General features: G+C 59.1%; 18 protein-coding genes and 2 pseudogenes. 12 read left to right on the top strand and 8 right to left on the bottom strand.

Annotation, left to right across the window (positions count from 1 at the left end; all coding sequences use genetic code 11):
- Positions 1-71 precede the first annotated feature (71 nt).
- Entirely contained in the window at positions 72-569 is a 498-nt protein-coding gene (locus ACM6IR_RS24450) for a CS1 type fimbrial major subunit (RefSeq protein ID WP_414910056.1), read from the bottom strand.
- Between the two features lie 491 nt (positions 570-1,060).
- Between ACM6IR_RS24450 and ACM6IR_RS24445 the strand changes: the two genes are divergently transcribed.
- Both ACM6IR_RS24445 and ACM6IR_RS24440 read left to right on the top strand, forming a co-directional pair.
- Complete coding sequence (locus ACM6IR_RS24445) at positions 1,061-1,636, top strand: PadR family transcriptional regulator (RefSeq protein ID WP_414910055.1); 576 nt, start codon at positions 1,061-1,063, stop codon at positions 1,634-1,636.
- Positions 1,633-2,418 carry a siderophore-interacting protein gene (locus ACM6IR_RS24440; RefSeq protein ID WP_414910054.1) on the top strand — a complete coding sequence of 262 codons (786 nt, stop codon included), beginning with the start codon at positions 1,633-1,635 and terminating at the stop codon, positions 2,416-2,418. The genes ACM6IR_RS24445 and ACM6IR_RS24440 overlap by 4 nt, the downstream gene beginning before the upstream one ends.
- Before the next feature lie 117 nt (positions 2,419-2,535).
- Here the strand turns inward: ACM6IR_RS24440 and ACM6IR_RS24435 are convergent, their stop codons facing one another.
- On the bottom strand, positions 2,536-3,207 hold the full coding sequence (locus ACM6IR_RS24435; RefSeq protein ID WP_414910053.1) for a Pr6Pr family membrane protein: 672 nt from the start codon (positions 3,205-3,207) through the stop codon (positions 2,536-2,538).
- A gap of 2 nt (positions 3,208-3,209) precedes the next feature.
- Entirely contained in the window at positions 3,210-3,440 is a 231-nt protein-coding gene (locus ACM6IR_RS24430; RefSeq protein ID WP_059406114.1) for a VF530 family DNA-binding protein, read from the bottom strand.
- Positions 3,441-3,814: 374 nt separating this feature from the next.
- Here ACM6IR_RS24430 and ACM6IR_RS24425 point away from each other — a divergent pair, with 374 nt between their 5' ends.
- From ACM6IR_RS24425 to ACM6IR_RS24385, 9 genes are all read left to right on the top strand, one after another.
- Positions 3,815-5,197 (top strand): carbohydrate porin, encoded by a 1,383-nt coding sequence (locus tag ACM6IR_RS24425; RefSeq protein WP_414910052.1) that lies wholly within the window; start codon positions 3,815-3,817, stop codon positions 5,195-5,197.
- A 243-nt stretch (positions 5,198-5,440) separates the two neighbouring features.
- Positions 5,441-7,849: a glucose/quinate/shikimate family membrane-bound PQQ-dependent dehydrogenase gene (locus ACM6IR_RS24420; RefSeq protein WP_414910051.1), complete on the top strand. Its 2,409-nt coding sequence runs from the start codon at positions 5,441-5,443 to the stop codon at positions 7,847-7,849.
- A gap of 385 nt (positions 7,850-8,234) precedes the next feature.
- Complete coding sequence (locus ACM6IR_RS24415) at positions 8,235-10,286, top strand: putative bifunctional diguanylate cyclase/phosphodiesterase (RefSeq protein ID WP_414910050.1); 2,052 nt, start codon at positions 8,235-8,237, stop codon at positions 10,284-10,286.
- A gap of 262 nt (positions 10,287-10,548) precedes the next feature.
- The gene (locus ACM6IR_RS24410; protein WP_414910049.1) at positions 10,549-11,895 is read left to right on the top strand and encodes an imelysin family protein; all 1,347 of its coding nucleotides are present in this window, start codon (positions 10,549-10,551) and stop codon (positions 11,893-11,895) included.
- 412 nt (positions 11,896-12,307) lie between these two features.
- The gene (locus ACM6IR_RS24405) at positions 12,308-13,735 is read left to right on the top strand and encodes a di-heme oxidoredictase family protein (protein WP_414910048.1); all 1,428 of its coding nucleotides are present in this window, start codon (positions 12,308-12,310) and stop codon (positions 13,733-13,735) included.
- A gap of 24 nt (positions 13,736-13,759) precedes the next feature.
- Positions 13,760-14,824, top strand: a complete 1,065-nt coding sequence (locus ACM6IR_RS24400) for an imelysin family protein (RefSeq protein WP_414910047.1) — start codon at positions 13,760-13,762, stop codon at positions 14,822-14,824.
- A gap of 14 nt (positions 14,825-14,838) precedes the next feature.
- The gene (locus ACM6IR_RS24395) at positions 14,839-15,936 is read left to right on the top strand and encodes a DUF1513 domain-containing protein (RefSeq protein ID WP_414910046.1); all 1,098 of its coding nucleotides are present in this window, start codon (positions 14,839-14,841) and stop codon (positions 15,934-15,936) included.
- Between the two features lie 203 nt (positions 15,937-16,139).
- Positions 16,140-17,288, top strand: a complete 1,149-nt coding sequence (locus ACM6IR_RS24390; protein ID WP_414910045.1) for an efflux RND transporter periplasmic adaptor subunit — start codon at positions 16,140-16,142, stop codon at positions 17,286-17,288.
- 13 nt (positions 17,289-17,301) lie between these two features.
- The gene (locus ACM6IR_RS24385) at positions 17,302-20,340 is read left to right on the top strand and encodes a multidrug efflux RND transporter permease subunit (protein ID WP_414910044.1); all 3,039 of its coding nucleotides are present in this window, start codon (positions 17,302-17,304) and stop codon (positions 20,338-20,340) included.
- Positions 20,341-20,502: 162 nt separating this feature from the next.
- Here ACM6IR_RS24385 and ACM6IR_RS24380 read toward each other — a convergent pair whose 3' ends face one another.
- From ACM6IR_RS24380 to colR, 5 genes and pseudogenes are all read right to left on the bottom strand, one after another.
- The gene (locus ACM6IR_RS24380) at positions 20,503-20,730 is read right to left on the bottom strand and encodes a hypothetical protein (protein ID WP_414910043.1); all 228 of its coding nucleotides are present in this window, start codon (positions 20,728-20,730) and stop codon (positions 20,503-20,505) included.
- A 2-nt stretch (positions 20,731-20,732) separates the two neighbouring features.
- Positions 20,733-20,864 (bottom strand): annotated as a pseudogene (locus tag ACM6IR_RS24375) (InaA protein); the annotation flags it as partial.
- Between the two features lie 24 nt (positions 20,865-20,888).
- Entirely contained in the window at positions 20,889-21,557 is a 669-nt protein-coding gene (locus ACM6IR_RS24370) for a class I SAM-dependent methyltransferase (RefSeq protein ID WP_414910171.1), read from the bottom strand.
- A gap of 130 nt (positions 21,558-21,687) precedes the next feature.
- Positions 21,688-22,977 (bottom strand): sensor histidine kinase, encoded by a 1,290-nt coding sequence (locus ACM6IR_RS24365; RefSeq protein WP_414910042.1) that lies wholly within the window; start codon positions 22,975-22,977, stop codon positions 21,688-21,690.
- The gene (gene colR, locus ACM6IR_RS24360) at positions 22,967-23,650 is read right to left on the bottom strand and encodes a two-component system response regulator ColR (RefSeq protein ID WP_414910041.1); all 684 of its coding nucleotides are present in this window, start codon (positions 23,648-23,650) and stop codon (positions 22,967-22,969) included. Before colR ends, ACM6IR_RS24365 begins: the two co-directional genes overlap by 11 nt.
- 107 nt (positions 23,651-23,757) lie before the next feature.
- On the opposite strand from colR, the pseudogene ACM6IR_RS24355 reads away from it, so the two are divergent.
- Positions 23,758-23,970: pseudogene (locus ACM6IR_RS24355) on the top strand (sulfatase-like hydrolase/transferase); the annotation flags it as partial.
- Positions 23,971-23,995: the final 25 nt, after the last annotated feature.

The raw sequence follows: 23,995 nt of genomic DNA, 5'->3' as shown, positions 1-23,995 counted from the left end.
TCGACAGGCAGTGATGACCCATCGACCGGTAGGCGTAGAAGAATAAGGACAAGCCTTAATTCATAACCGTATTACTGGACGCGCGGAATGGCATCGAAGACCACGACTGGATTGGCAGTGTAAAGACCCGTCTGAGTGCCGATCGGTCGTTTGGTAGCGGCAATCACCAGTTCTGCCCGCATGCCCCCGTTGGATTCGGCATCGCCGACCACTTCTTGAGATGCACCGGTCAAGGTTACGCCGTTGAAGGTGTAGGCCAGCGCGATATTTTTGCTGAAGTCACCGTTGAACAGGGGTTGCGGACCACCTTCCACATAAGCATTGACCGAACCGTTAGTGTGCAGAACATCGTAAATCGCACGCAGCTCGCTCATGTAGCCAGTCTGCACGTTCCAGACCATTTTTTCATCTTTACCGAAGTCAGGATTCACCGGCTGGGCGTGGAATACCAAAGTTGGGATATTAGCGCTGATGTTGATGGACGTGCGCGCTTGTTCCGCAGCGAACGCCACCGAAGAACTCAGTGCCAGGAGGGTCATCGGAACAGCGATTGCAAACTTCTTGAACATTATTGAGTACCTGTCTTTTTCGATGGATTGGTTCGTGAAAAGTCTTTTAGACCGCGACAACCACCAGAGTGATAGCGTTTTGGCTCAACTTTCGACGCCGGGGCATAATCGACCAATTCATTAAAAAAGTAAGTACGAAGATTCCGAAGAGCATGTAGCTTAAACAGCCCACGAGCATTAAGAAAAAAACCAATAAAACATCAAGTCAAGCGTTCTGCCGTCAGAGCGGTACTACATACAGTATTAGCAAAAAAACCACACAGATAGATACAACTATAACTTCTGTCAGACTGATACTACTTATATCCAGTTAATGATTACAACTAAGCTTTAGAGGGATATTAGTACAATAACTCTAAACAACAGACTCAGTATCCTTTTCGCCCTGCCCCATCGGGGGGGGACGCCTGGCTGACCACTGGTCAAAGAAATTTGCGCCACGCATAAGATATATCTTAAGTTATGTCTAAACACGACAGAGAGAAGGAACAATGAGAGACCATCATTCCCCCCACCGCGAGCACGGCGATGGCCGTGACGGCTTCGAAAAGCGCCCGGGCCGCGAACGTGGAGGTCGCGGGCCAAGGGTATTCGCCCCCGGCGACCTGAAATTGCTGCTGCTGGCCCTGATCGCCGAACAGCCCTGCCATGGCTACGACTTGATCCGCCAGATCGAAGGCATGTTCGATGGCGCCTACAGCCCAAGCCCCGGCGTGATCTATCCAACGCTGACCTTTCTGGAAGAAAGCGAAATGATCCAGGGCGACGCCGAAGGTGGCAAAAAGCGCTACAGCGTGACCGATGCCGGCCGTCTGTCCTTGAGCGAGCAAGCGATTGCCCTCGACGGCGTGCGGGTGCGCATCGATGTCAGCAAGCGTTCATTGCGTGGCCACGATCGTCCGCCTGAAGTCCATGAGGCTGTGCATAACTTGCGTCACGCACTGCAACTGCATCACGGTCGCTGGAGTCCGGAAGAAATCCTGCGCGTCGCGACCCTGCTCAATGACACCGCCAAAGCCATCGTCGACGGCCCTGCCGTCCAGGCTGCACAGGAGAACGCCGAATGATTGCAGTCGATACCCAAACCATTCACCGCGTCCTGCATGAGATCAAACGCCGTCGACTGGAAGTGTTGCGCGTGGTCGACCTGACCCCGCGGATGCGCCGGATTACGTTGGGCGGCCCGGAGTTGGCAGGCTTCACCAGCCTTGGAACGGACGATCACGTGAAGCTGCTATTCCCGCAGAACGCTGCAGAACACGCGGCACTGGAAACGCTGGTGCTCGGGAGTAGCAAGGACAATGGCCCGATGCCGGCCATGCGCGATTACACACCGCGCCGTTACGATCAGGACACGCTGGAACTGGACATCGACTTCGTGCTGCATGGCGACGGCCCTGCCGCGACATGGGCCGAACAGGCCAAGCCAGGGCAGTTCCTGCACATCGCCGGGCCACGCGGTTCGATGATCGTGCCGGACATCTTCGACAGCTACTTGCTGATCGGCGATGAAACCGCCCTGCCCGCCATCGCCCGACGCCTGGAAGGCCTGGCGGCCAACCGGCGTGCACTGGTGATTGTGGAAGTGGAGAACGGCGCCGAGCAGCAGCGTCTGGAAAGCGCCGCGCAGATCAATGTGATTTGGGTACTGCGCGAAGGGGGCAAGAACAACCTGCTGACCACCGTCAAACAACTGCAAGTGCCGAGCGGCAATCTGTATGCATGGGTGGCGACCGAAACCAAAGTGTCGCGTCAGATCCGTCGCGTGCTGCTCGATGAGCACGGGCTGAACGAGCAGTTTGTCAAAACCGTCGGCTACTGGCGGCTGGATCAAAGCGACGAGGAGTAATTACCTCACAGGCCTCTTCGTCGGAACGCCGCCCGGAGCAGGCTCGCTCCCACAGGGGCCGGTGTATGCCGATCCAATGTGGGAGCGAGCCTGCTCGCGAAGACGACATTTCACACACTACACATCCACACTGCGGCCACAACGCCCAAGCCACCGATCCAGCCCAATCACCACCAGCGCAAGCAGCACAAAACCCGCCAATAATCCCCCGGCATTGATAAACACCTGTGGATAACCCAGCTTCTCGACATCAACGAACGGGTAGGGATAAACCGCCAATAGATGCCCGCGCAGCAGCGAGTAAGCGAAATACACCAGCGGATAGATCACCCACAACAGGATGTGTCGCAGGCGCAACGTGCCCTTCGGCACACCCACCCACCAGTAAGCCAGAAACAGCAGCGGCATGACGTCATGCATCAGCTCATCGGCTATCCACTGCCAGCCCTCGGGATGCCACAGATGGCGCAGCAACACGTTGTAAGTCAGGCCGACCACGGCGATGCTCACCGCAATGCCACTGCTCACTGACGGTCGTAAAAACCAGCGCCGCGCCGACGACTCGCGGAACGTCCACTCACAGGTCAACACGGTGGCCACAAGCGTGTTCGTCAGCACCGTGAAATAACTGAAAAAGCTCACCAGCCCACCGAGCAAACTGGCTTCAAGGCTCCAGCGCGAATAGAAAACCAGGTACATCTGAATAGTCAGCCCCGCCCAACCCAGCACCGCGCCCATGACAACTAAACGACGCCGCGCGACAGACCCTGGTGCCGCTTGGGTGACCATGTTCAGAGCGGTCGCTTGGTGCGCATCAGCTTCACGTACAAGCGTTCGACCTTCTCCCGCGCCCATGGGGTTTTGCGCAGAAAGGTCAGGCTCGACTTGATGCTCGGGTCACTCTTGAAGCAGCGGATATCAATGCGCTCGGCCAGCCCCGACCATTCATAGTGTTCAACCAGGACGTTGAGGATTTGCTCCAGCGTCACACCGTGCAGCGGGTTGTTGTTCTGTTCGGTCATGCCGGGCCTTCGAGCGTTGAAAGGATGGGAAGGCGCGCACCTTAGCCGAGGGGAAGATCCGGTGGAAGGGCTCTGTGCGCTATCGGGTAAATGTAGGTGAATCCTGAAAACTACACCGTTCAACTGTAGGAGCGAGCTTGCTCGCGATGGTGGATCAGCTGGATGCGTGTTGACTGACACACCATCGCGAGCAAGCTTCGCTCCTACAAGGGACTATTACCAAATCCGAAAGAATTCATGTCAGTAAAAGCGCTTTCTCTATTTGTATCAGAACATTATCCTTGCGCCCGTCCAAGCTGAAACGTTTCTTCTGCCTGCTTCAAATCTGCTGCATTCAGTTTATCCCCCAGAAAAAGACCCAGAATTTCCTCTCTATGCCTTACTTTCAATCCTCACGAGACAGCGCTGTCTTCACCTCGATTGCCAGCCGCAAAGCCCTGAACCTGATCGGCGGATTTACCGCGTTTGGCCTCGCCACCTGCACCCAGGCGGCCCCGGCCTTTGACAGTGAATCACCGTGGATGCTCGGCGACTGGAACGGTACCCGCAGCGAACTTTCGGACAAAGGCTACGACTTCAAAGTCGATTACACCGGTGAAATGGGCAGCAATCTGCACGGCGGCTACGACCATGACCGCACCGCGCGTTACAGCGATCAGTTCGGCCTTGGCACGCACCTGGACTTGCAGAAAATCCTCGGCTGGGACGGCGCTGAATTTCAGCTGACCATCACCGAGCGCAACGGCAACAACATCAGCAACGACCGGATCAACGACCCGCGCGTTGGCGGTTTCACCTCGGCTCAGGAAGTCTGGGGCCGCGGCCAGACCTGGCGCCTGACGCAGATGTGGTATCAGCAGACATTCGTCGATCAGACTCTCGACATCAAAGTCGGCCGATTCGGCGAAGGCGAAGACTTCAACAGTTTCCCCTGCGACTTCCAGAACCTGGCGTTCTGCGGCTCTCAGGTCGGTAATTGGGCGGGGGATATCTGGTACAACTGGCCGGTCAGCCAGTGGGCGATGAGGGTCAAATATCACCTGACGCCGCAGCTGTATGCACAGGTCGGCGCCTATGAGCAAAACCCGTCCAACCTGGATCGCGGCAACGGCTTCAAGCTCAGCGGCAGCGGCACTCAGGGCGCGGTCCTGCCGGTGGAGCTGGTGTGGTCGCCCAAGCTCAATGGCCTGCCGGGCGAGTACCGCGCCGGTTATTACTACAGCAGCGCCAATGCCACTGATGTCTACAAGGACAGCAATGGCCAGCCCGCCGCCCTGACCGGCGAGGCTTACCGCAGCGCGTCGAGCAAGCACGGCGTGTGGCTTGGTATTCAACAGCAGATCACTAGCCGTTCCAGCGACAACGCTCGCGGCTTGAGTGTGTTCGCCAACGGCACGATGCACGACAAAAAGACCAACGCCATCGACAACTACGTCCAGGCAGGCGTCGTCTACAAAGGCCTGTTCGATGCCCGCGCCAAAGACGACATCGGTTTTGCCCTCGCCCGGGTCCACGTCAACCCGGCCTATCGTAAAAATGCCGAGGCGACCAACCAGGCCCACGCCGTTTTCGACTACGACGATCCGTCGTTCCTGCCACCCCAAGACACCGAATACAGCGGCGAACTCTATTACGGCGTGCACGTCACGAACTGGCTGACCGTGCGCCCCAACCTGCAATACATCCGCCACCCCGGTGGCGTGAACGAGGTCGATGACGCACTGATTGGAGGGATCAAAATCCAGTCGTCCTTCTAACTAACGACACCCCCTGTAGGAGCGAGCTCGCTCACGAAAATCGTCAACGATAACGCTGTGAGTCTGACACCCCCGAGGCGCTCTCAGGTTTTTCGCGAGCGAGCTCGCTCCTACAGGATTGCATTGCCCATTGAGCGGGATTGCATCAACCGCTCATTTTTTAACCTGAACCATGCCTGCGCCGGTTCGTCATCTACAGTGAACTTGCGCGGGACTACCTGAAACGTCACGGAGAACCACACTATGAGCACTGATGGTGCTTTGGGTCGAAGCCGTCTATTGCCGACCCTGCTCGGCATTCTGCTTCTGCTAATGGGCCTGGCCATGCTGGCCGGGGGGATCAAGCTGAGCATGCTCGGCGGCTCGCTGTATTACCTGCTGGCCGGTATCGGTCTGGCGCTGACCGGCGTGCTACTGATGGTTGCCCGCCGCGCCGCCCTGGGCCTCTACGCGCTGGTGCTGTTTGCCAGCACCGTGTGGGCCTTGTGGGAAGTCGGCCTCGATTGGTGGCAACTGGTGCCGCGTCTGGCGCTGTTGTTTGCGCTGGGCATCGTCATGTTGCTGCCGTGGTTGCGCCGTCCGCTGCTGCGCGAAGGCGCTGCACCGATGGGCACCGCCGCTCTGAGCGTCGCCGTGGTACTGGCGGGCGCTGCGGCACTCGCCAGCCAGTTCACCAACCCCGGTGAAATCAAAGGCCAACTGGACCGCGACAGCGTGCCGGGCATGACCAACACCGCACCGGCCATGCCCGACGGTGACTGGAACTCCTATGGCCGCAGTGCCCACGGCGATCGTTACTCGCCACTGGCGCAGATCACCCCGCAGAACGTGAACAAACTCGTTCCGGCGTGGACCTATCGCACCGGCGACCTGCCCGGGCCGAACGACCCAGGCGAAACCACGGCCGAAAACACCCCGCTGAAAGTCAACGGCATGCTTTACGTGTGCACGCCGCACAGCAAGGTGATCGCACTGGACCCGGACACCGGCAAGGAACTCTGGCGTTTCGATCCGAAGCTCTCCACGCAAAACGCGGCGAACTTCAAGGGTTGGGCGCACATGACCTGCCGTGGCGTGGCGTATCACGATGATGCTGCTTACGCGTCCGCACAGAGCCCGACCGGCAGCGCCAGCGCGCCCGTCGCCAGCGCCTGCCCGCGCCGGATCCTCCTGCCGACCGCCGACACCCGTCTGATTGCCCTGAACGCCGACACCGGCAAAATGTGCGAAGACTTTGGCGACAAAGGTCAGATCGACCTGAGCGCCAACATCGGCGGCTTCAATGCCGGCGGTTACTATTCCACTTCGCCACCGGCCGTGACTAAAGACCTGGTAGTGATTGGCGGCCACGTCACCGACAACGTCTCCACCGACGAGCCTAGCGGCGTTATCCGCGCGTTCGACGTGCACACCGGCAAACTGGTGTGGAACTGGGACAGCGGCAAGCCGGACGATACGACGCCTATTGCCGATGGCAAGGTCTACACCCGCAACTCGCCGAACATGTGGTCCATGTTCGCGGTCGACGAAAAACTCGGCATGCTCTACCTGCCGATGGGCAACCAGACCCCGGACCAGTTCGGTGGCGCGCGTACCCCTGAGTCGGAACTGTACTCCGCCGGCCTGACCGCGCTGGACATCGCCACCGGTAAAGTGCGCTGGCACTACCAGTTCACCCACCACGACCTGTGGGACATGGACGTCGGCGGCCAGCCAACCCTGATGGACCTGAAAACTGCGGAGGGTGTGAAACCGGCGGTACTGGCGTCCACCAAGCAGGGCAGCATTTACGTCCTGGACCGCAGCACCGGCAAGGCCATCGTGCCGATCAACGAAGTGCCGGTGCCGCAAGGCGCTGTCGCCGGTGATCACACCTCGCCCACCCAACCGAAATCCGACCTGAACCTGATGCCGCCGCCGCTGCAAGAGCGCGATATGTGGGGCGTGACCCCGTTCGACCAACTGATCTGCCGGATCGATTTCAAATCCATGCGCTACGACGGTCCGTTCACACCGCCGTCGCTGCAAGGTTCGATTGTTTATCCAGGTAACTTCGGTGTGTTTGACTGGGGTGGTATCTCGGTTGACCCGGTGCGCCAGATTGCTTTCATGAACCCGAGCTACATGGCGTTCAAATCGAAACTGATCCCCGCGGCGGAAATCGCCGCCCAAGGCCCGCGTAAAAGCGAAACCCAAGGCGTGCAGCCCAATAAAGGCGCGCCGTATGGCGTGGTCCTCGAAGCACTGCTGTCGCCAATGGGCCTGCCTTGCCAGGCGCCAGCATGGGGTTACGTGGCGGCGGTCGACCTGACCACCGCCAAAACCCTCTGGAAACACAAAAACGGCACCGTGCGCGACAGCTCGCCGGTTCCGATCCCACTGAGCATGGGCGTGCCCAGCCTGGGCGGCACCTTCACCACCGCCGGTGGCGTGGGCTTCCTGAGTGGCACCCTTGACCAGTACCTGCGCGCCTATGACGTGAAAAACGGCAAGCAGTTATGGGAAGGCCGCCTGCCGGCGGGCGCGCAAACCACGCCGATGACCTACACCGGCAAGGACGGCAAGCAATACGTGCTCGTCGTCGCCGGCGGTCACGGTTCGCTGGGCACCAAACAAGGTGACTATGTGATTGCGTACAAACTGTCGGAGTAAGCGATAGTCGCTGTTAAACCAAAGGCGACCCTTGTGAGGGGGTCGTCTTTTTTTGTGGGTGAGCGGAAAAATACGCTTGCCCCCGTGAAATGGCGCACATCTGCAAAAACGGGGCAATTTCCCACATTGAAACCCGCATTCAGCACCTTGCCCCGCCGCCACAGCCGTCTAACATCAAACGAAAGGAAAACAGGCTCACATTCCTCTCAAGTTGAAGGACTCGACAACCGACACAGTGCTAATAGGTCACTGTCTCCAAACAGCAGCATATCGGCCAAGCCATAGTCAAAATCCCCTGTGAATGAATGTCCCTTTGACTGCCATCACGGGATTGCCAATACTCATGGCAACTTGATGCTACCCGCACGGAACAAGGAATGACTCTTTGAAGCTGGAACTCAAGAACAGCTTGTCGGTGAAGTTGCTCCGGGTCGTGCTCCTGTCGGCATTGATCGTCGGCGTGGTATTGAGCTGCGCGCAGATTGTTTTCGATGCCTATAAAACACATCAGGCCGTTGCCACCGATGCCCAGCGCATCCTCGACATGTTCCGCGACCCCTCGACCCAGGCCGTCTACAGCCTGGACCGGGAGATGGGCATGCAGGTCATCGAAGGCCTGTTTCAGGACGATGCCGTGCGCCAGGCCTCCATCGGCCATCCCAACGAAGCCATGCTTGCGCAAAAATCTCGTGAGTTGCAGCACTCCCACAGTCGCTGGCTGACCGACCTGATCCTCGGCAAGGAACGCACCTTCACCACCCAACTGGTGGGTCGCGGCCCTTACAGCGAGTATTACGGCGACCTGAGCATTACCCTCGACACCGCCACCTACGGCCAGAGTTTTATCGTCAGTTCGGTGATCATCTTTATTTCCGGCGTTTTGCGCGCACTGGCCATGGGCCTGGTGCTGTATCTGGTTTATCACTGGCTGCTGACCAAACCGCTGTCGCGGATCATCGAACACCTGACCGAAATCAACCCGGACCGCCCCAGCGCACACAAAATTCCGCAGCTCAAAGGGCACGAGAAAAACGAGTTGGGGATCTGGATTAACACCGCCAACCAGTTACTCGAGTCCATCGAGCGCAACACCCATTTACGCCATGAAGCGGAAAACAGCCTGTTGCGCATGGCCCAGTACGACTTCCTGACCGGCCTGCCGAACCGCCAGCAATTGCAGCAGCAGCTGGACAAAATCCTTGTCGACGCAGGCAAATTGCAGCGTCGGGTCGCAGTGCTGTGTGTCGGCCTCGATGACTTCAAGGGCATCAACGAACAGTTCAGCTACCAGACCGGCGACCAACTGTTGCTGGCCTTGGCCGATCGCTTGCGAGCCCACAGTGGTCGCCTTGGCGCCCTTGCTCGCCTCGGCGGCGACCAGTTCGCCCTGGTTCAGGCTGATATCGAACAACCCTACGAAGCAGCCGAACTGGCCCAAAGCATTCTCGATGACCTGGAAGCGGCGTTTGCCCTCGATCATCAAGAGATTCGCCTGCGCGCCACCATCGGCATCACGCTGTTCCCCGAGGACGGTAACAGCACCGAAAAGTTGCTGCAAAAAGCCGAACAAACCATGACGCTGGCCAAGACGCGCTCGCGCAACCGATACCAGTTTTATATTGCCAGCGTCGACACCGAAATGCGCCGCCGTCGCGAGCTGGAAAAAGACCTGCGCGACGCCTTGGCCCGCGATCAGTTCTACCTCGTCTATCAACCGCAGATCAGCTATCGCGATCACCGCGTGGTGGGCGTCGAGGCGTTGATTCGCTGGCAACATCCTGAACACGGGCTGGTGCCGCCGGACCTGTTTATCCCCCTCGCCGAACAGAACGGCACCATCATCGCCATTGGTGAATGGGTACTGGACCAGGCGTGCAAGCAATTGCGCGACTGGCATGACCAGGGTTTCGGCGACCTGCGCATGGCGGTGAACCTGTCCACAGTGCAACTGCACCATGCCGAGCTGCCGCGAGTGGTCAATAACCTGCTTCAGATCTATCGCCTGCCACCGCGCAGCCTGGAACTGGAAGTGACCGAAACCGGCCTGATGGAAGACATCAGCACCGCCGCCCAGCACCTTCTGAGCCTGCGTCGTTCCGGCGCGCTGATCGCCATTGACGACTTCGGCACCGGGTATTCGTCATTGAGCTATCTGAAAAGCCTGCCGCTGGACAAGATCAAGATCGACAAGAGCTTCGTTCAGGACCTGCTCGATGACGACGACGATGCGACCATCGTTCGGGCCATTATCCAGTTGGGCAAAAGCCTGGGCATGCAGGTGATTGCCGAAGGCGTGGAAACCGCCGAGCAAGAGGCCTACATCATCTCTGAAGGCTGTCACGAAGGTCAGGGCTATTTCTACAGCAAACCGCTGCCGGCACGGGAGCTGGGTGCCTACCTGAAACAGGCCCAGCGCACTAATGCGGCTATTCTGTAAAAAAATCGTACTCTGTGTAGGAGCGAGCTTGCTCGCGAAGAATTTGAAGGCCGCGCATTTTTTCAGAGAACACCCGTCATCGTTCACGTCCATCGCGAGCAAGCTCGCTCCTACAGAGTGAAACGAGGCTGCGATCGTTTAAGCTGAATAAGAAATATTTCCAGCTACAACGCTTTACACATAATGCGAAAGATTTGCATTATGTCGCAGCTTTGCGCGCGTGCAGCGCCATTCCACCCTTTTTCGAAGCAGGATGTTCGCCATGATTCGTATGCCTCTGGCCACCGCCAGTCTGTTGGCCATCGCTATTTCCCTCGCTGGTTGTGGCGAAGGCAAAGACAAGGCCGTCGCGGCGCAAGCGCCTACACCAGTCGCCGCCACGACCGCTCCAGCCAAGGCTCCCGCCGCTGCCAGCAAAGTCGATGAAGCTGCCGCCAAAGCCGTTGTTGCGCATTACGCCGACATGGTCTTCGCCGTTTACAGTGATGCCGAATCCACCGCGAAAAACCTGCAAGCTGCCGTCGATGCCTTCCTTGCGAAGCCGAACGCCGACACACTCAAAGCCGCCAGAGAGGCCTGGATTGCTGCTCGCGTTCCTTACCTGCAGAGTGAAGTGTTCCGCTTCGGCAACACCATCATTGATGACTGGGAAGGTCAGGTTAACTCCTGGCCTCTGGATGAAGGCCTGATCGACTACGTCGACAAATCCTACGAACACGCACTCGGTAACCCGGGGGCTACGGCCAATATCATCGCCAACACCGAAATTCAGATCGGCGAAGACAAGGTCGACGTACAAGACCTCACCCCGGCAAAACTCGCCAGCCTGAACGAGTTGGGCGGTTCCGAGGCCAACGTCGCTACTGGCTACCACGCCATCGAATTCCTGCTCTGGGGCCAGGACCTTAACGGCACTGGCCCTGGTGCCGGTAACCGCCCTGCTTCCGACTACCTGGAAGGCGCCGGCGCTACTGGCGGTCACAATGATCGCCGTCGCGCTTACCTGAAATCCGTGACCCAACTGCTGGTCAGCGACCTGGAAGAAATGGTCGGTAACTGGAAGCCGAACGTGGCCGACAACTACCGCGCCAAGCTGGAAGCGGAACCAACTGAAACCGGCCTGCGCAAAATGTTGTTCGGCATGGGCAGTCTGTCCCTGGGCGAGCTGGCGGGCGAGCGCATGAAGGTTTCCCTGGAAGCCAACTCCCCTGAAGACGAACAGGATTGCTTCAGCGACAACACCCACAATTCACACTTCTACGATGCCAAAGGCATTCGTAACGTGTATTTGGGCGAATACACCCGCGTCGACGGCACCAAAATGACCGGCGCCAGCCTGTCGTCCCTGGTGGCCGCCGTTGATCCGGCTGCCGACACTGCCCTGAAAGCTGATCTGGCCACGACCGAAGCCAAGATCCAGGTCATGGTTGATCACGCCAACAAGGGTGAGCATTACGACCAACTGATCGCTGCCGGAAACACCGCTGGCAATCAGATCGTCCGCGACGCTATTGCTTCCCTGGTCAAACAGACCGGTTCGATCGAAACCGCCGCTGCCAAACTGGGCATCACCGACCTGAACCCGGACAACGCTGATCACGAATTTTGATCAACGCTGACTGAACAAAGAGGCGACCTTCGGGCTAATGCCAGTCAGTTAAGCCGTAACGCGATCTGTAGCAGCTGGCGAAGCCTGCGTTCGGCTGCGCAGCAGTCGTAAAACCTGAGCGCAAGGTCTTCCTGAAACACCGCGCCGCCTGATTTTACGACTGCTGCGCAGCCGAACGCAGGCTTCGCCAGCTGCTACCAAGAGCGTGTTTCGCCTGAGATTTTCTTAACTGACTGGCATTAGACCTTCGGGTCGCCTTTTTCATGCCCACGAACACAGCTCGCTCCTACAGGGGATCGTGGTTTCCGGATAAACCCTGCTCCACATCAACCAAACGATAATTCCTCTTATTCAAACTCCCCTGCCCTGTTAGACTTTGCGCCCTTGTTTTGCTCGTTTTGCAGGATGCCTGATGTCCCCGCTGCTGCTTCGCTTGTCCGCTCTGTTTCTGGCCCTGGGCCTGAGTGCCTGCGATGACGCCCCGCGCTTTACCAAGGCCGAACCCGGTGAAGCCCGGTCCGGTGGCAGCGCCACTGTGCGCAAGACCGATCAGAACTCATTCTCCCTGCCTTCCGCTAACTTGCCGCCGTCACGGCGGGTGGACTTCAGCGTCGGCAACAGTTTCTTCCGAAGCCCGTGGGTGATCGCGCCGTCGACCACCACCGCCCGGGACGGCCTCGGCCCGCTGTTCAACACCAACGCCTGTCAGGGTTGCCACATCAAGGACGGCCGTGGCCATCCGCCAACCCCGGATTCGCCGAATGCCGTGTCCATGCTGGTGCGCCTGTCGATTCCCGATGCGCCGGCCTATGCCAACGTGATCGAACGGCTCGGCGTCGTTCCGGAGCCGGTCTACGGCGGGCAATTGCAGGACATGGCCGTGCCTGGCGTCGCCCCGGAAGGCAAGGTGCGCGTCGATTACACGCCGGTTGCCGTGCGCTTCAAGGACGGCACCGACGTCGAGTTGCGCAAGCCGAGCCTGAACATCACCCGGCTCGGCTATGGCCCGATGCACCCCGACACCCGTTTCTCGGCCAGGGTCGCGCCGCCGATGATTGGCCTGGGCTTGCTCGAAGCGATTCCCGAGGAAGCGATCCTGGCCAATGCTGCCGCACAAGCCGCCGACAAAAACGGCATCGCCGGACGCCCGAACCGGGTCTGGGATGACGCGCAGCAAAAAACCGTTCTCGGCCGATTTGGCTGGAAAGCCGGGCAACCCAACCTCAACCAGCAAAATGCTCATGCGTTTTCTGGTGACATGGGGCTCACGACCAGTCTGAAAACCGTTGATGACTGCACCGACGCACAAACGGCCTGCAAACAGGCACCGAATGGCAGCGGCCCCGATGGCGAACCAGAAGTCAGCGACAACATCCTGCGCCTGGTGCTGTTTTACAGCCGTAACCTTGCGGTTCCCGCCCGTCGCCATGTCAGCGCGCCCGACGTGCTGGCCGGCAAAACGTTGTTTTTCCAGGCCGGTTGTCAGTCCTGTCACACCCCCAAATACACCACCGCCGCCAACGCCGCCGAACCTGAACTGGCCAATCAAGTGATTCGCCCCTACAGCGATCTGCTGCTGCATGACATGGGCGACGGCCTGGCCGACAACCGCAGCGAATTCCAGGCCAGTGGCCGCGATTGGCGCACGCCGCCGTTGTGGGGCATCGGTTTGACGCAAGCGGTCAGTGGCCACACTCAGTTTTTGCATGACGGCCGCGCCCGCAATCTGCTTGAAGCCGTGCTCTGGCACGGCGGCGAAGCCAAAGGCGCGCAGCAACAGGTTTTGTCTTTCAATGCCGAGCAGCGCGCAGCGTTGCTGGCGTTTTTGAATTCCCTTTAATACGTGTCCATAGCGGGAGCCCGAATGTTCCGTCCCAAATTGTTGTTCACCAGCCTTGCAGCACTGGCCCTGGGCGCCTGTTCGCCTCAGGACCCGCAGGCCGTCACTTCGGCGGCAATCGCCAAATCAGTGATCCTGCCGACCTACACCCGTTGGGTTGAAGCCGACCGCCAATTGGCTGTCAGCGCACTGGCCTACTGCGAAGGCAAGGAAAACCTCGACACCGCCCGCGCCGATTTCCTGCATGCGCAAAAGGCCTGGGCCGAGTTGCAACCGCTGCTGATCGGGCCGCTGGCCGAGGGCAATCGCGCCTGGCAGGTGCAATTCTGGCCGGATAAGAAAAACCTCGTCGGCCGTCAGGTCGAGCAACTGGTCACTGCGCAACCGCAAATCGATGCCGCCGCCCTGGCCAAGTCCAGCGTCGTGGTACAAGGCCTCTCGGCCTACGAATACATTCTGTTCGACAGCAAACCGGACGTGGCCAACGATGCGCAAAAGGCCAAGTATTGCCCACTGCTCAAGGCCATTGGCGAACGTCAGAAACAGCTGGCGCAAGAGATTCTGAACAGCTGGAACAGCACTGACGGCATGCTCGCGCAGATGAGCAAATTCCCGAACCAGCGTTACGCCGATTCCCACGAAGCCATCGCTGACCTGCTGCGCGTGCAAGTCACCGCACTCGACACCCTGAAGAAAAAACTCGGCACGCCGATGGGCCGCCAGACTAAAGGCGTGCCGCAACCGTTCCAGGCCGATGCCTGGCGCAGCCAATCGTCCCTGACCGGCATGGAAGCCAGTCTCGCTGCCGCCAAAACGGTGTGGGAAGGTGTCGACAACAAAGGCCTGCGCGGTCTGTTGCCGAGTGAGCACAAAGCGCTGGCCGACAAGATCGACGCCGCCTACGCCGCCTCCCTGAAACTGTTCGCCAGCAACCAGCGCTCGCTGACCGAAATGCTCAACGACGATGCGGGTCGCCAGCAACTCAATGACCTCTACGACAGCCTCAACGTCGTCCATCGCCTGCACGAAGGCGAATTGGCCAAGGCGCTGGGCATTCAACTGGGCTTCAACGCCAACGACGGTGACTGATGAGGGTGAGTGCCATGCTGCGACGCCAGGCTCTGACGTTAGGTAGTTTACTGCTGGGAGCAGTGACACTGGGCGGCTGGACGCTGTTCAGGCATAAGGACAAAAGCCCGCTGCTGCTCTCGGCGCGGGACGATAACGACGGCAAGCATTATGCCGTCGGCTATCGGCTGGACGGCACCCGGGTGTTTGCGACCCAGGTCGGCCAGCGTTGCCATGACATCATCAACCATCCGACGCTGCCGATTGCGCTATTCGTCGCCCGCAGGCCGGGCACCGAGAGTTACCTGATCGACCTGCGCGATGGCGCGCTGCTGCAAACCGTGGTCTCGCAACCGAACCGGCACTTCTACGGTCATGCGGTAATTCACAAGAGCGGCGACTGGCTGTACGCCACCGAGAACGACACCTCAGATCCAGGTCGCGGCGTGCTGGGTGTGTATAAGTTTGAAGAGGGGCAACTTATCCACAGCGGCGAGATTCCTACCCACGGCGTCGGCCCGCATCAAGTGTCGTGGATGCCGGACGGCGAAACCCTGGTAGTGGCCAACGGCGGGATTCGCACCGAGGCCGAAAGCCGGGTCGAGATGAACCTCAATGCCATGGAACCGAGCCTGGTGCTGATGCAACGCGACGGCACCCTGTTGAGCAAGGAAACCCTCGCCCAACAGATGAACAGCGTGCGGCATTTGGGCATTGCCGGCGACGGCACCATCGTCGCGGGCCAACAGTTCATGGGCGATGCTCACGAGCTGTCGCAGTTGTTGGCCATCAAACGTCCCGGCCAACCGTTCGTGGCCTTCCCGGTCCCCGAGCATCAACTGCAAGCCATGGGGCATTACACCGCCAGCGTCGCGGTGCACAGCGAACTTCGTCTGGTCGCGTTGACCGCGCCTCGGGGCAACCGCTTTTTCATCTGGGACCTGGACAGCGCTGAAGTGCGCCTGGACGCGCCGCTTGCCGATTGCGCCGGGGTCGGGGCCGTGGCCGACGGTTTTGTCGTGACCTCCGGTCAAGGACGCTGCCGGTACTACGATTGCCGTCAGACCGATCTAGTTGCAAAACCGCTTGAGCTCCCTGCCGGCCTTTGGGACAACCACCTGCACCTCATCTGAACATCTGACCTGTAGGAGCGAAGCTTGCTCGCGAAGAACGATAACGCGGGGTGTCAGAACTGACGCCTTCGCAGGCAAGCCTCGCTCCTACAGTAGCCGAACGCAGGGGGTAGCCATTTCGAAAGGTGTCAGTTGGAATCAGCCGCGCACTCGGAGTAATGTTCCCGACTGTCTCACCTGATTTTCTCCAAGGAAATGGAACTATGCTGCGTCGCCGCATGCTGATCATGTTGGGTGTTGTTCTGCTGGTCGTGCTGGTGCTCGCCGGTTACAAAGCCTTCTCCATCTACACGATGGTTCAAGGCTTCTCCGCGCCGAAACCGCCGATAAGTGTCGCTGTGGCCACTGCCACCGAGCGCCCGTGGCAAGTCCGTTTGCCCACCGTCGGTACGTTGAAGGCATTGCAAGGGGTGGACCTTAGCCTGGAGACCGACGGCACCGTCACGGATGTGCAGTTCCAGTCAGGTCAGAGGGTCAAGGCCGGCCAGCCGATCGTTACGCTCGACAGCGCCGTAGAAAGCGCCCTGCTGGAAACCGCGCTTGCCGACCTCGGGCTGGCGCAGCTGGATTACAACCGTGGCAGTCAACTGGTCGGTAGCCAGGCCATTTCCAAAGGCGAGTTCGACCGACTCTCGGCGGTCCTGAAAAAGAGCAAGGCCACGGTCAACCAGCTCAAGGCTGCGCTCGGTAAAAAAAGCATCCTGGCGCCGTTCAGCGGCACCATCGGCATTCGCCAGGTCGACGTCGGCGACTATGTGGCCACCGGCACCATGATCGCCACCCTGCAAGACCTCAGCAGTCTCTACGTCGACTTTTTCATCCCCGAGCAATCGGTACCGAAGATCGCCATTAACCAGCCGGTAGAAGTCATTGTCGCGGCCTATCCGTCCCAGACCTTTCCCGGCACCATCAGTGCAATCAACCCGAAACTCGAGAACAGCACGCGCAACGTTCAGGTCCGCGCCACCCTGGCCAACCCTGACGGCAAACTGCTGCCGGGCATGTTTGCCAGCCTGCAGGTCCTGTTGCCAGACCCGCAGCCGCGCATTGTGGTGCCCGAAAGCGCGATCACCTACACGCTGTACGGCAACTCGCTCTATGTTGTCGCGCAGAAAAAGGCCGAAGACGGCACCGTCGAAAAGGACGACAAGGGCCAGCCGATCCTGATCGCCGAGCGCCGCTTCATCGAAACAGGCGAGCGCCGCGATGGGCAGGTGATGATTACCAAGGGCGTGCAGAACGGCGAAAAAGTGGTCACTGCCGGCCAGATCAAACTGGACAACGGCGCGCACATTGCCATCAGCGACGACAAGACCCTCGCCGAAAAGAGCAGTCAGCCGCGCGCGGACTGATCAAGGAATCCCCATGGCTTTTACCGACCCGTTCATCCGTCGCCCGGTGCTCGCCACCGTGATCAGCCTGCTGATTGTGCTGCTGGGCTTCCAGGCCTGGAGCAAATTGCCGCTGCGCCAGTACCCGCAAATGGAAAACGCCCTGATCACGGTGACCACCGCCTACCCTGGGGCCAACGCCGAAACCATCCAGGGTTACATCACCCAACCGCTGCAGCAGAGCCTGGCCAGCGCCGAGGGTATTGATTACATGACCTCGGTCAGCCGCCAGAACTTCTCGGTGATTTCGATCTACGCCCGCGTCGGCTCCAACAGTGATCGCTTGTTTACCGAACTGCTGGCCAAGGCCAACGAGGTGAAAAACAAGCTGCCCCAGGACGCTGAAGACCCGGTACTGAGCAAGGAAGCCGCCGATGCCTCGGCGCTGATGTACATCAGTTTCTTCAGCAAGGAACTGAGCAACCCGCAGATTACCGACTACTTGTCCCGGGTCATCCAGCCGAAACTCGCGACCCTGCCGGGGATGGCCGAAGCCGAGATTCTCGGTAATCAGGTATTCGCCATGCGCCTGTGGCTGGACCCGGTAAAACTGGCCGGTTTCGGCTTGAGCGCCAGCGACGTCACCAACGCGGTGCGCCAGTACAACTTCCTCTCGGCTGCCGGCGAAGTGAAAGGCGAGTACGTGGTCACCAGTATCAATGCCAACACCGAGCTCAAATCCGCCGAAGCCTTTGCCGCGATTCCGCTCAAGGTCGAAGGCGACAGTCGCGTGCTGCTCAGCGATGTGGCGCGGGTTGAAATGGGCGCGGAAAACTACGACACCATCAGCTCCTTTGGTGGCACACCCTCGGTGTATATCGGCATCAAGGCCACGCCCGGCGCCAACCCGCTGGACGTGATCAAGGAAGTGCGCAAGATCATGCCGGACCTGGAGGCCCAGCTGCCGCCGAACCTCAAAGGTGAAATCGCCTACGACGCCACGCTGTTCATCCAGGCCTCAATCAACGAGGTGATCAAAACCCTGTTTGAAGCGGTGCTGATCGTTATCGTGGTGGTGTTCCTGTTCCTCGGGGCGCTGCGCTCAGTGGTGATCCCGGTCGTCACTATCCCGCTGTCGATGATTGGCGTGATGTTTTTCATGCAGATGATGGGTTACTCGATCAACCTGCTGACCTTGCTGGCAATGGTCCTGGCCATCGGGCTGGTGGTCGACGACGCCATTGTGGTGGTGGAAAACATCCATCGGCACATCGAAGAGGGCAAGACGCCGCTGGAGGCAGCCATCGAGGGCGCCCGGGAAATCGCCATGCCAGTGATCTCGATGACCATCACACTGGCGGCAGTCTATGCCCCGATCGGTTTCCTGACGGGGCTGACCGGAGCGCTGTTCAAGGAGTTCGCCCTGACCCTGGCCGGGGCCGTGGTGATCTCTGGCATTGTCGCGCTGACTCTATCGCCGATGATGTGCGCCCTGCTCCTGCGTCACGATGAAAACCCCAGCGGCCTGGCTCATCGCCTCGACCTGATTTTCGAAGGTCTCAAGCGCCGTTACCGGAGCCTGCTCCATGGCACGCTCAACACCCGGCCGGTGGTGCTGGTGTTCGCGGTGATCGTGCTGTGCCTGATTCCGGTGCTGCTCAAGTTCACCAAATCGGAACTGGCACCGGACGAGGACCAAGGCATCATTTTCATGCTGGCCAACGCCCCGCAACCGACCAACCTGGACTACGTGAGCACCTACACGGACGAGTTCGTCACGATCTTCAAGGCGTTTCCCGAGTACTACTCTTCGTTCCAGATCAATGGATTCAATGGTGTGCAATCGGGGGTCGGCGGTTTCCTGCTCAAACCGTGGAACGAGCGCCACCGGACCCAGATGCAGATCCTTCCGCAGGTCCAGGCCAAGCTGGCAAGCATCCCCGGGTTACAGATTTTCGGCTTCAACCTGCCTTCCCTGCCGGGCACTGGCCAGGGCTTGCCCTTTCAGTTTGTCATCAACTCCGCCAACGATTACGAGTCGCTGCTGGAAGTGACTGACCGGGTGAAAAAGCGGGCGCTGGCAACCGGCAAGTTTGCCTTCGCCGACGTCGACCTGGCATTCGACAAACCGGAAGTGGTGGTGGACATTGATCGTGCCAAGGCGGCGCAGATGGGCGTATCGATGCAGGAGCTGGGCGGCACACTGGCGACGTTGCTGGGTGAAGCGGAGATCAATCGTTTCACCATTGAAGGCCGCAGCTACAAAGTCATTGCTCAGGTTGAACGACCCTTCCGCAGTACCCCGGACTGGCTGAACAACTATTACGTCAAGAACACCCAAGGCGAACTGCTGGCCCTGTCGACCCTGATCACCGTGACCGACCGGGCGCGACCGCGGCAGTTGAACCAGTTCCAGCAGCTCAACTCGGCCATCCTTTCCGGCGTCCCGCTGGTGAGTATGGGGGAAGCCATCGACACCGTGCGCCAGATCGCCCGCGAAGAGGCCCCGGCAGGTTATGCCTTCGACTATGCCGGCGCATCGCGCCAATACGTCCAGGAAGGCAGCGCGCTGTGGGTCACCTTTGGCCTGGCACTGGCGATTATTTTCCTGGTACTGGCCGCCCAGTTCGAAAGCTTCCGCGATCCGCTGGTGATTCTGGTGACGGTCCCCCTGTCTATTTGCGGCGCATTGATCCCACTGTTCCTGGGCTGGTCGAGCATGAACATCTACACCCAGGTGGGATTGGTGACGTTGATCGGTCTGATCAGCAAGCACGGGATCCTGATTGTCCAGTTCGCCAACCAGCTGCGCAAAGACAAAGGCCTGACGCCCCGCGAGGCGGTGGAGGAAGCGGCGGCGATACGTCTGCGTCCGGTGTTGATGACGACCGCCGCGATGGTGTTTGGCATGGTGCCATTGATCATCGCCACGGGCGCGGGCGCCGTCAGTCGATTCGACATCGGCACAGTGATCGCCACGGGGATGTCCATCGGAACACTGTTTACCTTGTTCGTGTTGCCTTGCGTGTACACGCTGTTGGCAAAACCCGATAAGCCTAAGGAACATACATAATCCCCTGTGGGAGCGAGCCTGCTCGCGAAGGTGTGTCAGCTGCATCGGTGTCGAATGACACACCTTCGCGAGCAGGCTCGCTCCTACAGGGGGGGTGCAAGATTGAAGGGCGCAAAAAAAAAGGCCTCGCATTGGAGGCCTTTTATTTTGGCTTTAATCTGTTCAACTTTGCGGCCTCAATCCTTGAGAAAGTCCGAACATGAACAGCAACAAATCATGATCGGGGCGAGTTGCCACGGAGGCCTTGGCTACGCGTGGCATAGAACATTGAGCGTCAGCGCTCATTGAACTGAGGACTTGCGTGCGGGGCTGCTCCCAGGCCGCCACCGCCAGTGAAGCCACTGCCAAGGCTCCCGTCAAAAATATACCTCGTGCAATTTCGAGTTTCATTGCTATAAACCCTTGATAGCGCTGCCAAACGCCGTCTTATAAAAGTAGTCGAATTTTTCCCGGTCCGTCGTCCTGAACGACGAGCGGCGACGCAGTTGCTGCATGTCATGGGCAGCGGCACGACGGGCGGTCAAGAGATCGATCGGAGCGCCAGCCGGTCACCTCTTGCGTAATACGTACACTCGCCGCATTGCATAGAGTGGCAAAAAGTCCAGTTGTTCCTGGATACGAAAACCCGCCTGTTCGAATTCCTTTTCTACAGTGGCAGCCGATAACACAAATCGGTTTTGGTAACCGACCTGCCCACGGCTTTTCTCTGCACGCTTGCGTTGCCACGCTTTGAAATTGCCGTCCACCCACAACGAAAGGATCACACTGTCACGGGTGACACGCTCCAGCTCACGTAAAATCGCCAGTCGATGCTCGGCTTCACCGATGTGATGGAACAAGCGCATGCAGAAAATGCTGTCGACGGCGTTATCAGGCAAGGCGATGTCAAATACCGAGATGAGCATGGGTTGCACCCTTTTCACCACATCGGCGGGTTGCGTCTGCATGGCGATCTTCAGCATTGACTCGGAGTTGTCGGCACCGATGATTGCGCGATTGCTTTTCTCTGCGAGCAATGGCCAGAAACGCCCTTCGCCACACGGCAAATCAAGGACCAGCCCCGGCTCATCGACCAGTGCCAGCGCCTTACGGGCCAGTTGTTCATCACGCCAGTGGGACAGGCGCCGGCCTAACCCGTCCTTATACTTGCGCAGGTAGTGTTGAGCGTGCTGATCGTCGTATTTTTCGGAAAAATCCAGTTTGATCGGGCCGTCCATCATCAAGGTCTCCTAACGACTGATAAGCACTAACTTAGGTACATTGGTGTCAGTGTCAGGTTACGCACCTGTGAAAATTTAGTGATGTACGACCGCGATGGCTCGGGGCGAGTCGCCTTGAATAAATCGATCAGGCCGCCTTCGAGGGATGCAACTCCACGTGAAAGCGGCAGCCATTGGGTTTCATGGTCGTCAGGCTGACGCTCCAACCCTGGTTTTCGCAAATCCGCTGCACCAGCGAGAGCCCCAGCCCCAGGCCCTCACCGCGTTTTTCAGAGCCACGAACGAAAGGCTCGAACATCGCCTCGCGCTTTTCCTCGGGAATGCCCACCCCACTGTCCTCGACCACGAAACCCGTGGGCGTCAGAGTCAGACGGATGAACCCGGTCTCGGTGTAATGCAGTGCGTTACGCAGCAAGTTACCCATGACGGCGTGCAGGAGCGTTGCGTTGTAAGGACTCTCCGTACCGTGCGGATTGCACGGTTCGAAGATCAGCTTCAGCCCTTTGGCCTCGATCGGCTCGCGCCATAGCGTAAGCAGTCCATTGGCTACCTGGCTCACAGACTGCTGTGGTGACATGCTGGCGTCTTCACGTTGTGCGCGGGCCAACATCAGGAAGGTTTGCACCAGCTCACGCATCTCCTCACAGGCACGGGCGATTCGCTCGACCTGAGCACGGCCGCGTTGATCAATGCCGGGGTTTTCCAGCAGCAGCTCACACGAGCTGGCCAGCACCATCAAGGGGGTGCGAAGTTCGTGGCTGACATCACTGGTGAACAGTCGCTCCCGGCTCAACGCCTGGCGCAAGCGCCCCAGTGTCGTGTCGAAGGCCACAGCCAGTTCGCCCACTTCATCGGCCGCGTAATCCGGTGCCAGTGGCGGTGCCAGCCCCAACAATTGATCACGGTGGCGAACCTGACGGGCCAGCCGCACCACGGGCGCCATCACCTTGCGCGCCAGCACCCAGCCGAGAAACACTGCCAATGCCAGGCTCAGTACAAAGCCCACCAGCACCACGGCAAACAGCACGCGCTCACGCTCTTCGAAATCGCTTTGATCCTGCAACAGCACGTAACGCCGACCGTCGACGATTTCGACCATGGCATGGTACGACAGGTTTTCACGAAACACTTCGTGAAAACCTGGCTCAAGGTGGCGCAAATCCTTAGGCAACTGGAAGTCGCCCGGCCCGCCGCTGAAATAGAACAGTTGGTCCGGTTCGGGGCGATGTCTCCAGTCCGTGACACTGTCCATCAGCAACAGTCGCTGAAGATCGCCACCCAGGCCGCCCGATATCAGTTTTTCTTCCATCAGGTGCACAGTCGCCATGATGCCCATGGCGAAGGCTCCCGCTACAAGGGCGCTCATGAGCGCAAAGGCGATGATGATCCGTTGAGCGAGGCTCTGCTTAAACTCCATTACGCCCCTCGGCCAAGCGATAACCCACGCCGTGCACGGTTTGCAGCAATGGCTTGGCGAACGGTTTGTCGATCACCTGACGCAATTGGTGCACGTGACTGCGCAAGCTGTCGCTGTCCGGGCAGTCATCGCCCCAAAGAGCCTCTTCGAGAATTTCGCGACGCAGGACGTGAGGGCTTTTCTGCATCAGCACGGCCAGTAGCTTCAAGCCGACCGGGTTGAGTTTCAGCAGGCGACCTTCGCGGGTCACCTCAAGGGTATCGAGGTCGTAGTTCAGATCGGCGACCTGCAAAGTGCGGCGACCTCCACCCTGGGTACGGCGCATGACGGCTTCGATGCGCGCGGCCAGTTCGGATAGGGCGAAGGGTTTGATCAGGTAGTCGTCGGCGCCGGATTTGAAGCCTTGAAGGCGGTCGTCCAGTTGATCGCGAGCGGTGAGCATGATCACCGGTGTGTCGCGCCGGGCGTCTTCACGCAGACGCTTGCACAGGGTGTAGCCGTCAATACCAGGCAACATGATGTCGAGCACGATCAAGTCGTAATGCTCGGTGGCCGCCAGGTGCAAGCCTGACAAACCGTCCTGCGCGCAATCCACGGTATAGCCTTTGAGCCCCAGGTAATCGGCCAGATTGGCCAGGATATCGCGGTTGTCTTCAACCAATAAAATTCGCATGGGCATCTACTCCGTACACAGTAACGGCCGTCTTGGCCCGCGCAGCTTAAGGCCAACGGTGGCTCAGAGCTAGGGTTGGGGATCGTGCCAATCGATTCACCCGCTAAATGTGGGGATTAACAAGTTTATTACTATCAAATCGCAACATGGCTAAAGTGGCCCGCGACGGTGCAGTGAAGTACACCGACTATGCCATTGGTCAGTTTCTCGATCAGGCGCGCAAAAAGCCGTGGTTCGATAATACAATCTTCGCCTTCGTCGCCGGCCACACGGCTGGCAGCGCAGGTAAAGAAGACTTGCCGATCAACAACGATCAGATTCCGCTTTTCTATTGTTCAGGATCCA

The organism is Pseudomonas sp. IT-P253, assembly GCF_949768125.1.
Lineage (GTDB): Bacteria > Pseudomonadota > Gammaproteobacteria > Pseudomonadales > Pseudomonadaceae > Aquipseudomonas.
The sequence above is the reverse complement of the archived record's forward strand: the minus strand, read 5'-3'. Positions and strand labels throughout refer to the sequence as shown.

Bases quoted from the DNA above. Each gene is read 5' to 3' on its own strand.
- ACM6IR_RS24450 (WP_414910056.1), bottom strand. From the start codon at position 569: ATGTTCAAGAAGTTTGCAATCGCTGTTCCGATGACCCTCCTGGCACTG.
- ACM6IR_RS24445 (WP_414910055.1), top strand. From the start codon at position 1,061: ATGAGAGACCATCATTCCCCCCACCGCGAGCACGGCGATGGCCGTGAC.
- ACM6IR_RS24440 (WP_414910054.1), top strand. From the start codon at position 1,633: ATGATTGCAGTCGATACCCAAACCATTCACCGCGTCCTGCATGAGATC.
- ACM6IR_RS24435 (WP_414910053.1), bottom strand. From the start codon at position 3,207: ATGGTCACCCAAGCGGCACCAGGGTCTGTCGCGCGGCGTCGTTTAGTT.
- ACM6IR_RS24430 (WP_059406114.1), bottom strand. From the start codon at position 3,440: ATGACCGAACAGAACAACAACCCGCTGCACGGTGTGACGCTGGAGCAA.
- ACM6IR_RS24425 (WP_414910052.1), top strand. From the start codon at position 3,815: ATGCCTTACTTTCAATCCTCACGAGACAGCGCTGTCTTCACCTCGATT.
- ACM6IR_RS24420 (WP_414910051.1), top strand. From the start codon at position 5,441: ATGAGCACTGATGGTGCTTTGGGTCGAAGCCGTCTATTGCCGACCCTG.
- ACM6IR_RS24410 (WP_414910049.1), top strand. From the start codon at position 10,549: ATGATTCGTATGCCTCTGGCCACCGCCAGTCTGTTGGCCATCGCTATT.
- ACM6IR_RS24405 (WP_414910048.1), top strand. From the start codon at position 12,308: ATGTCCCCGCTGCTGCTTCGCTTGTCCGCTCTGTTTCTGGCCCTGGGC.
- ACM6IR_RS24400 (WP_414910047.1), top strand. From the start codon at position 13,760: ATGTTCCGTCCCAAATTGTTGTTCACCAGCCTTGCAGCACTGGCCCTG.
- ACM6IR_RS24395 (WP_414910046.1), top strand. From the start codon at position 14,839: ATGCTGCGACGCCAGGCTCTGACGTTAGGTAGTTTACTGCTGGGAGCA.
- ACM6IR_RS24390 (WP_414910045.1), top strand. From the start codon at position 16,140: ATGCTGCGTCGCCGCATGCTGATCATGTTGGGTGTTGTTCTGCTGGTC.
- ACM6IR_RS24385 (WP_414910044.1), top strand. From the start codon at position 17,302: ATGGCTTTTACCGACCCGTTCATCCGTCGCCCGGTGCTCGCCACCGTG.
- ACM6IR_RS24380 (WP_414910043.1), bottom strand. From the start codon at position 20,730: ATGAAACTCGAAATTGCACGAGGTATATTTTTGACGGGAGCCTTGGCA.
- ACM6IR_RS24370 (WP_414910171.1), bottom strand. From the start codon at position 21,557: ATGGACGGCCCGATCAAACTGGATTTTTCCGAAAAATACGACGATCAG.
- ACM6IR_RS24365 (WP_414910042.1), bottom strand. From the start codon at position 22,977: ATGGAGTTTAAGCAGAGCCTCGCTCAACGGATCATCATCGCCTTTGCG.
- colR (WP_414910041.1), bottom strand. From the start codon at position 23,650: ATGCGAATTTTATTGGTTGAAGACAACCGCGATATCCTGGCCAATCTG.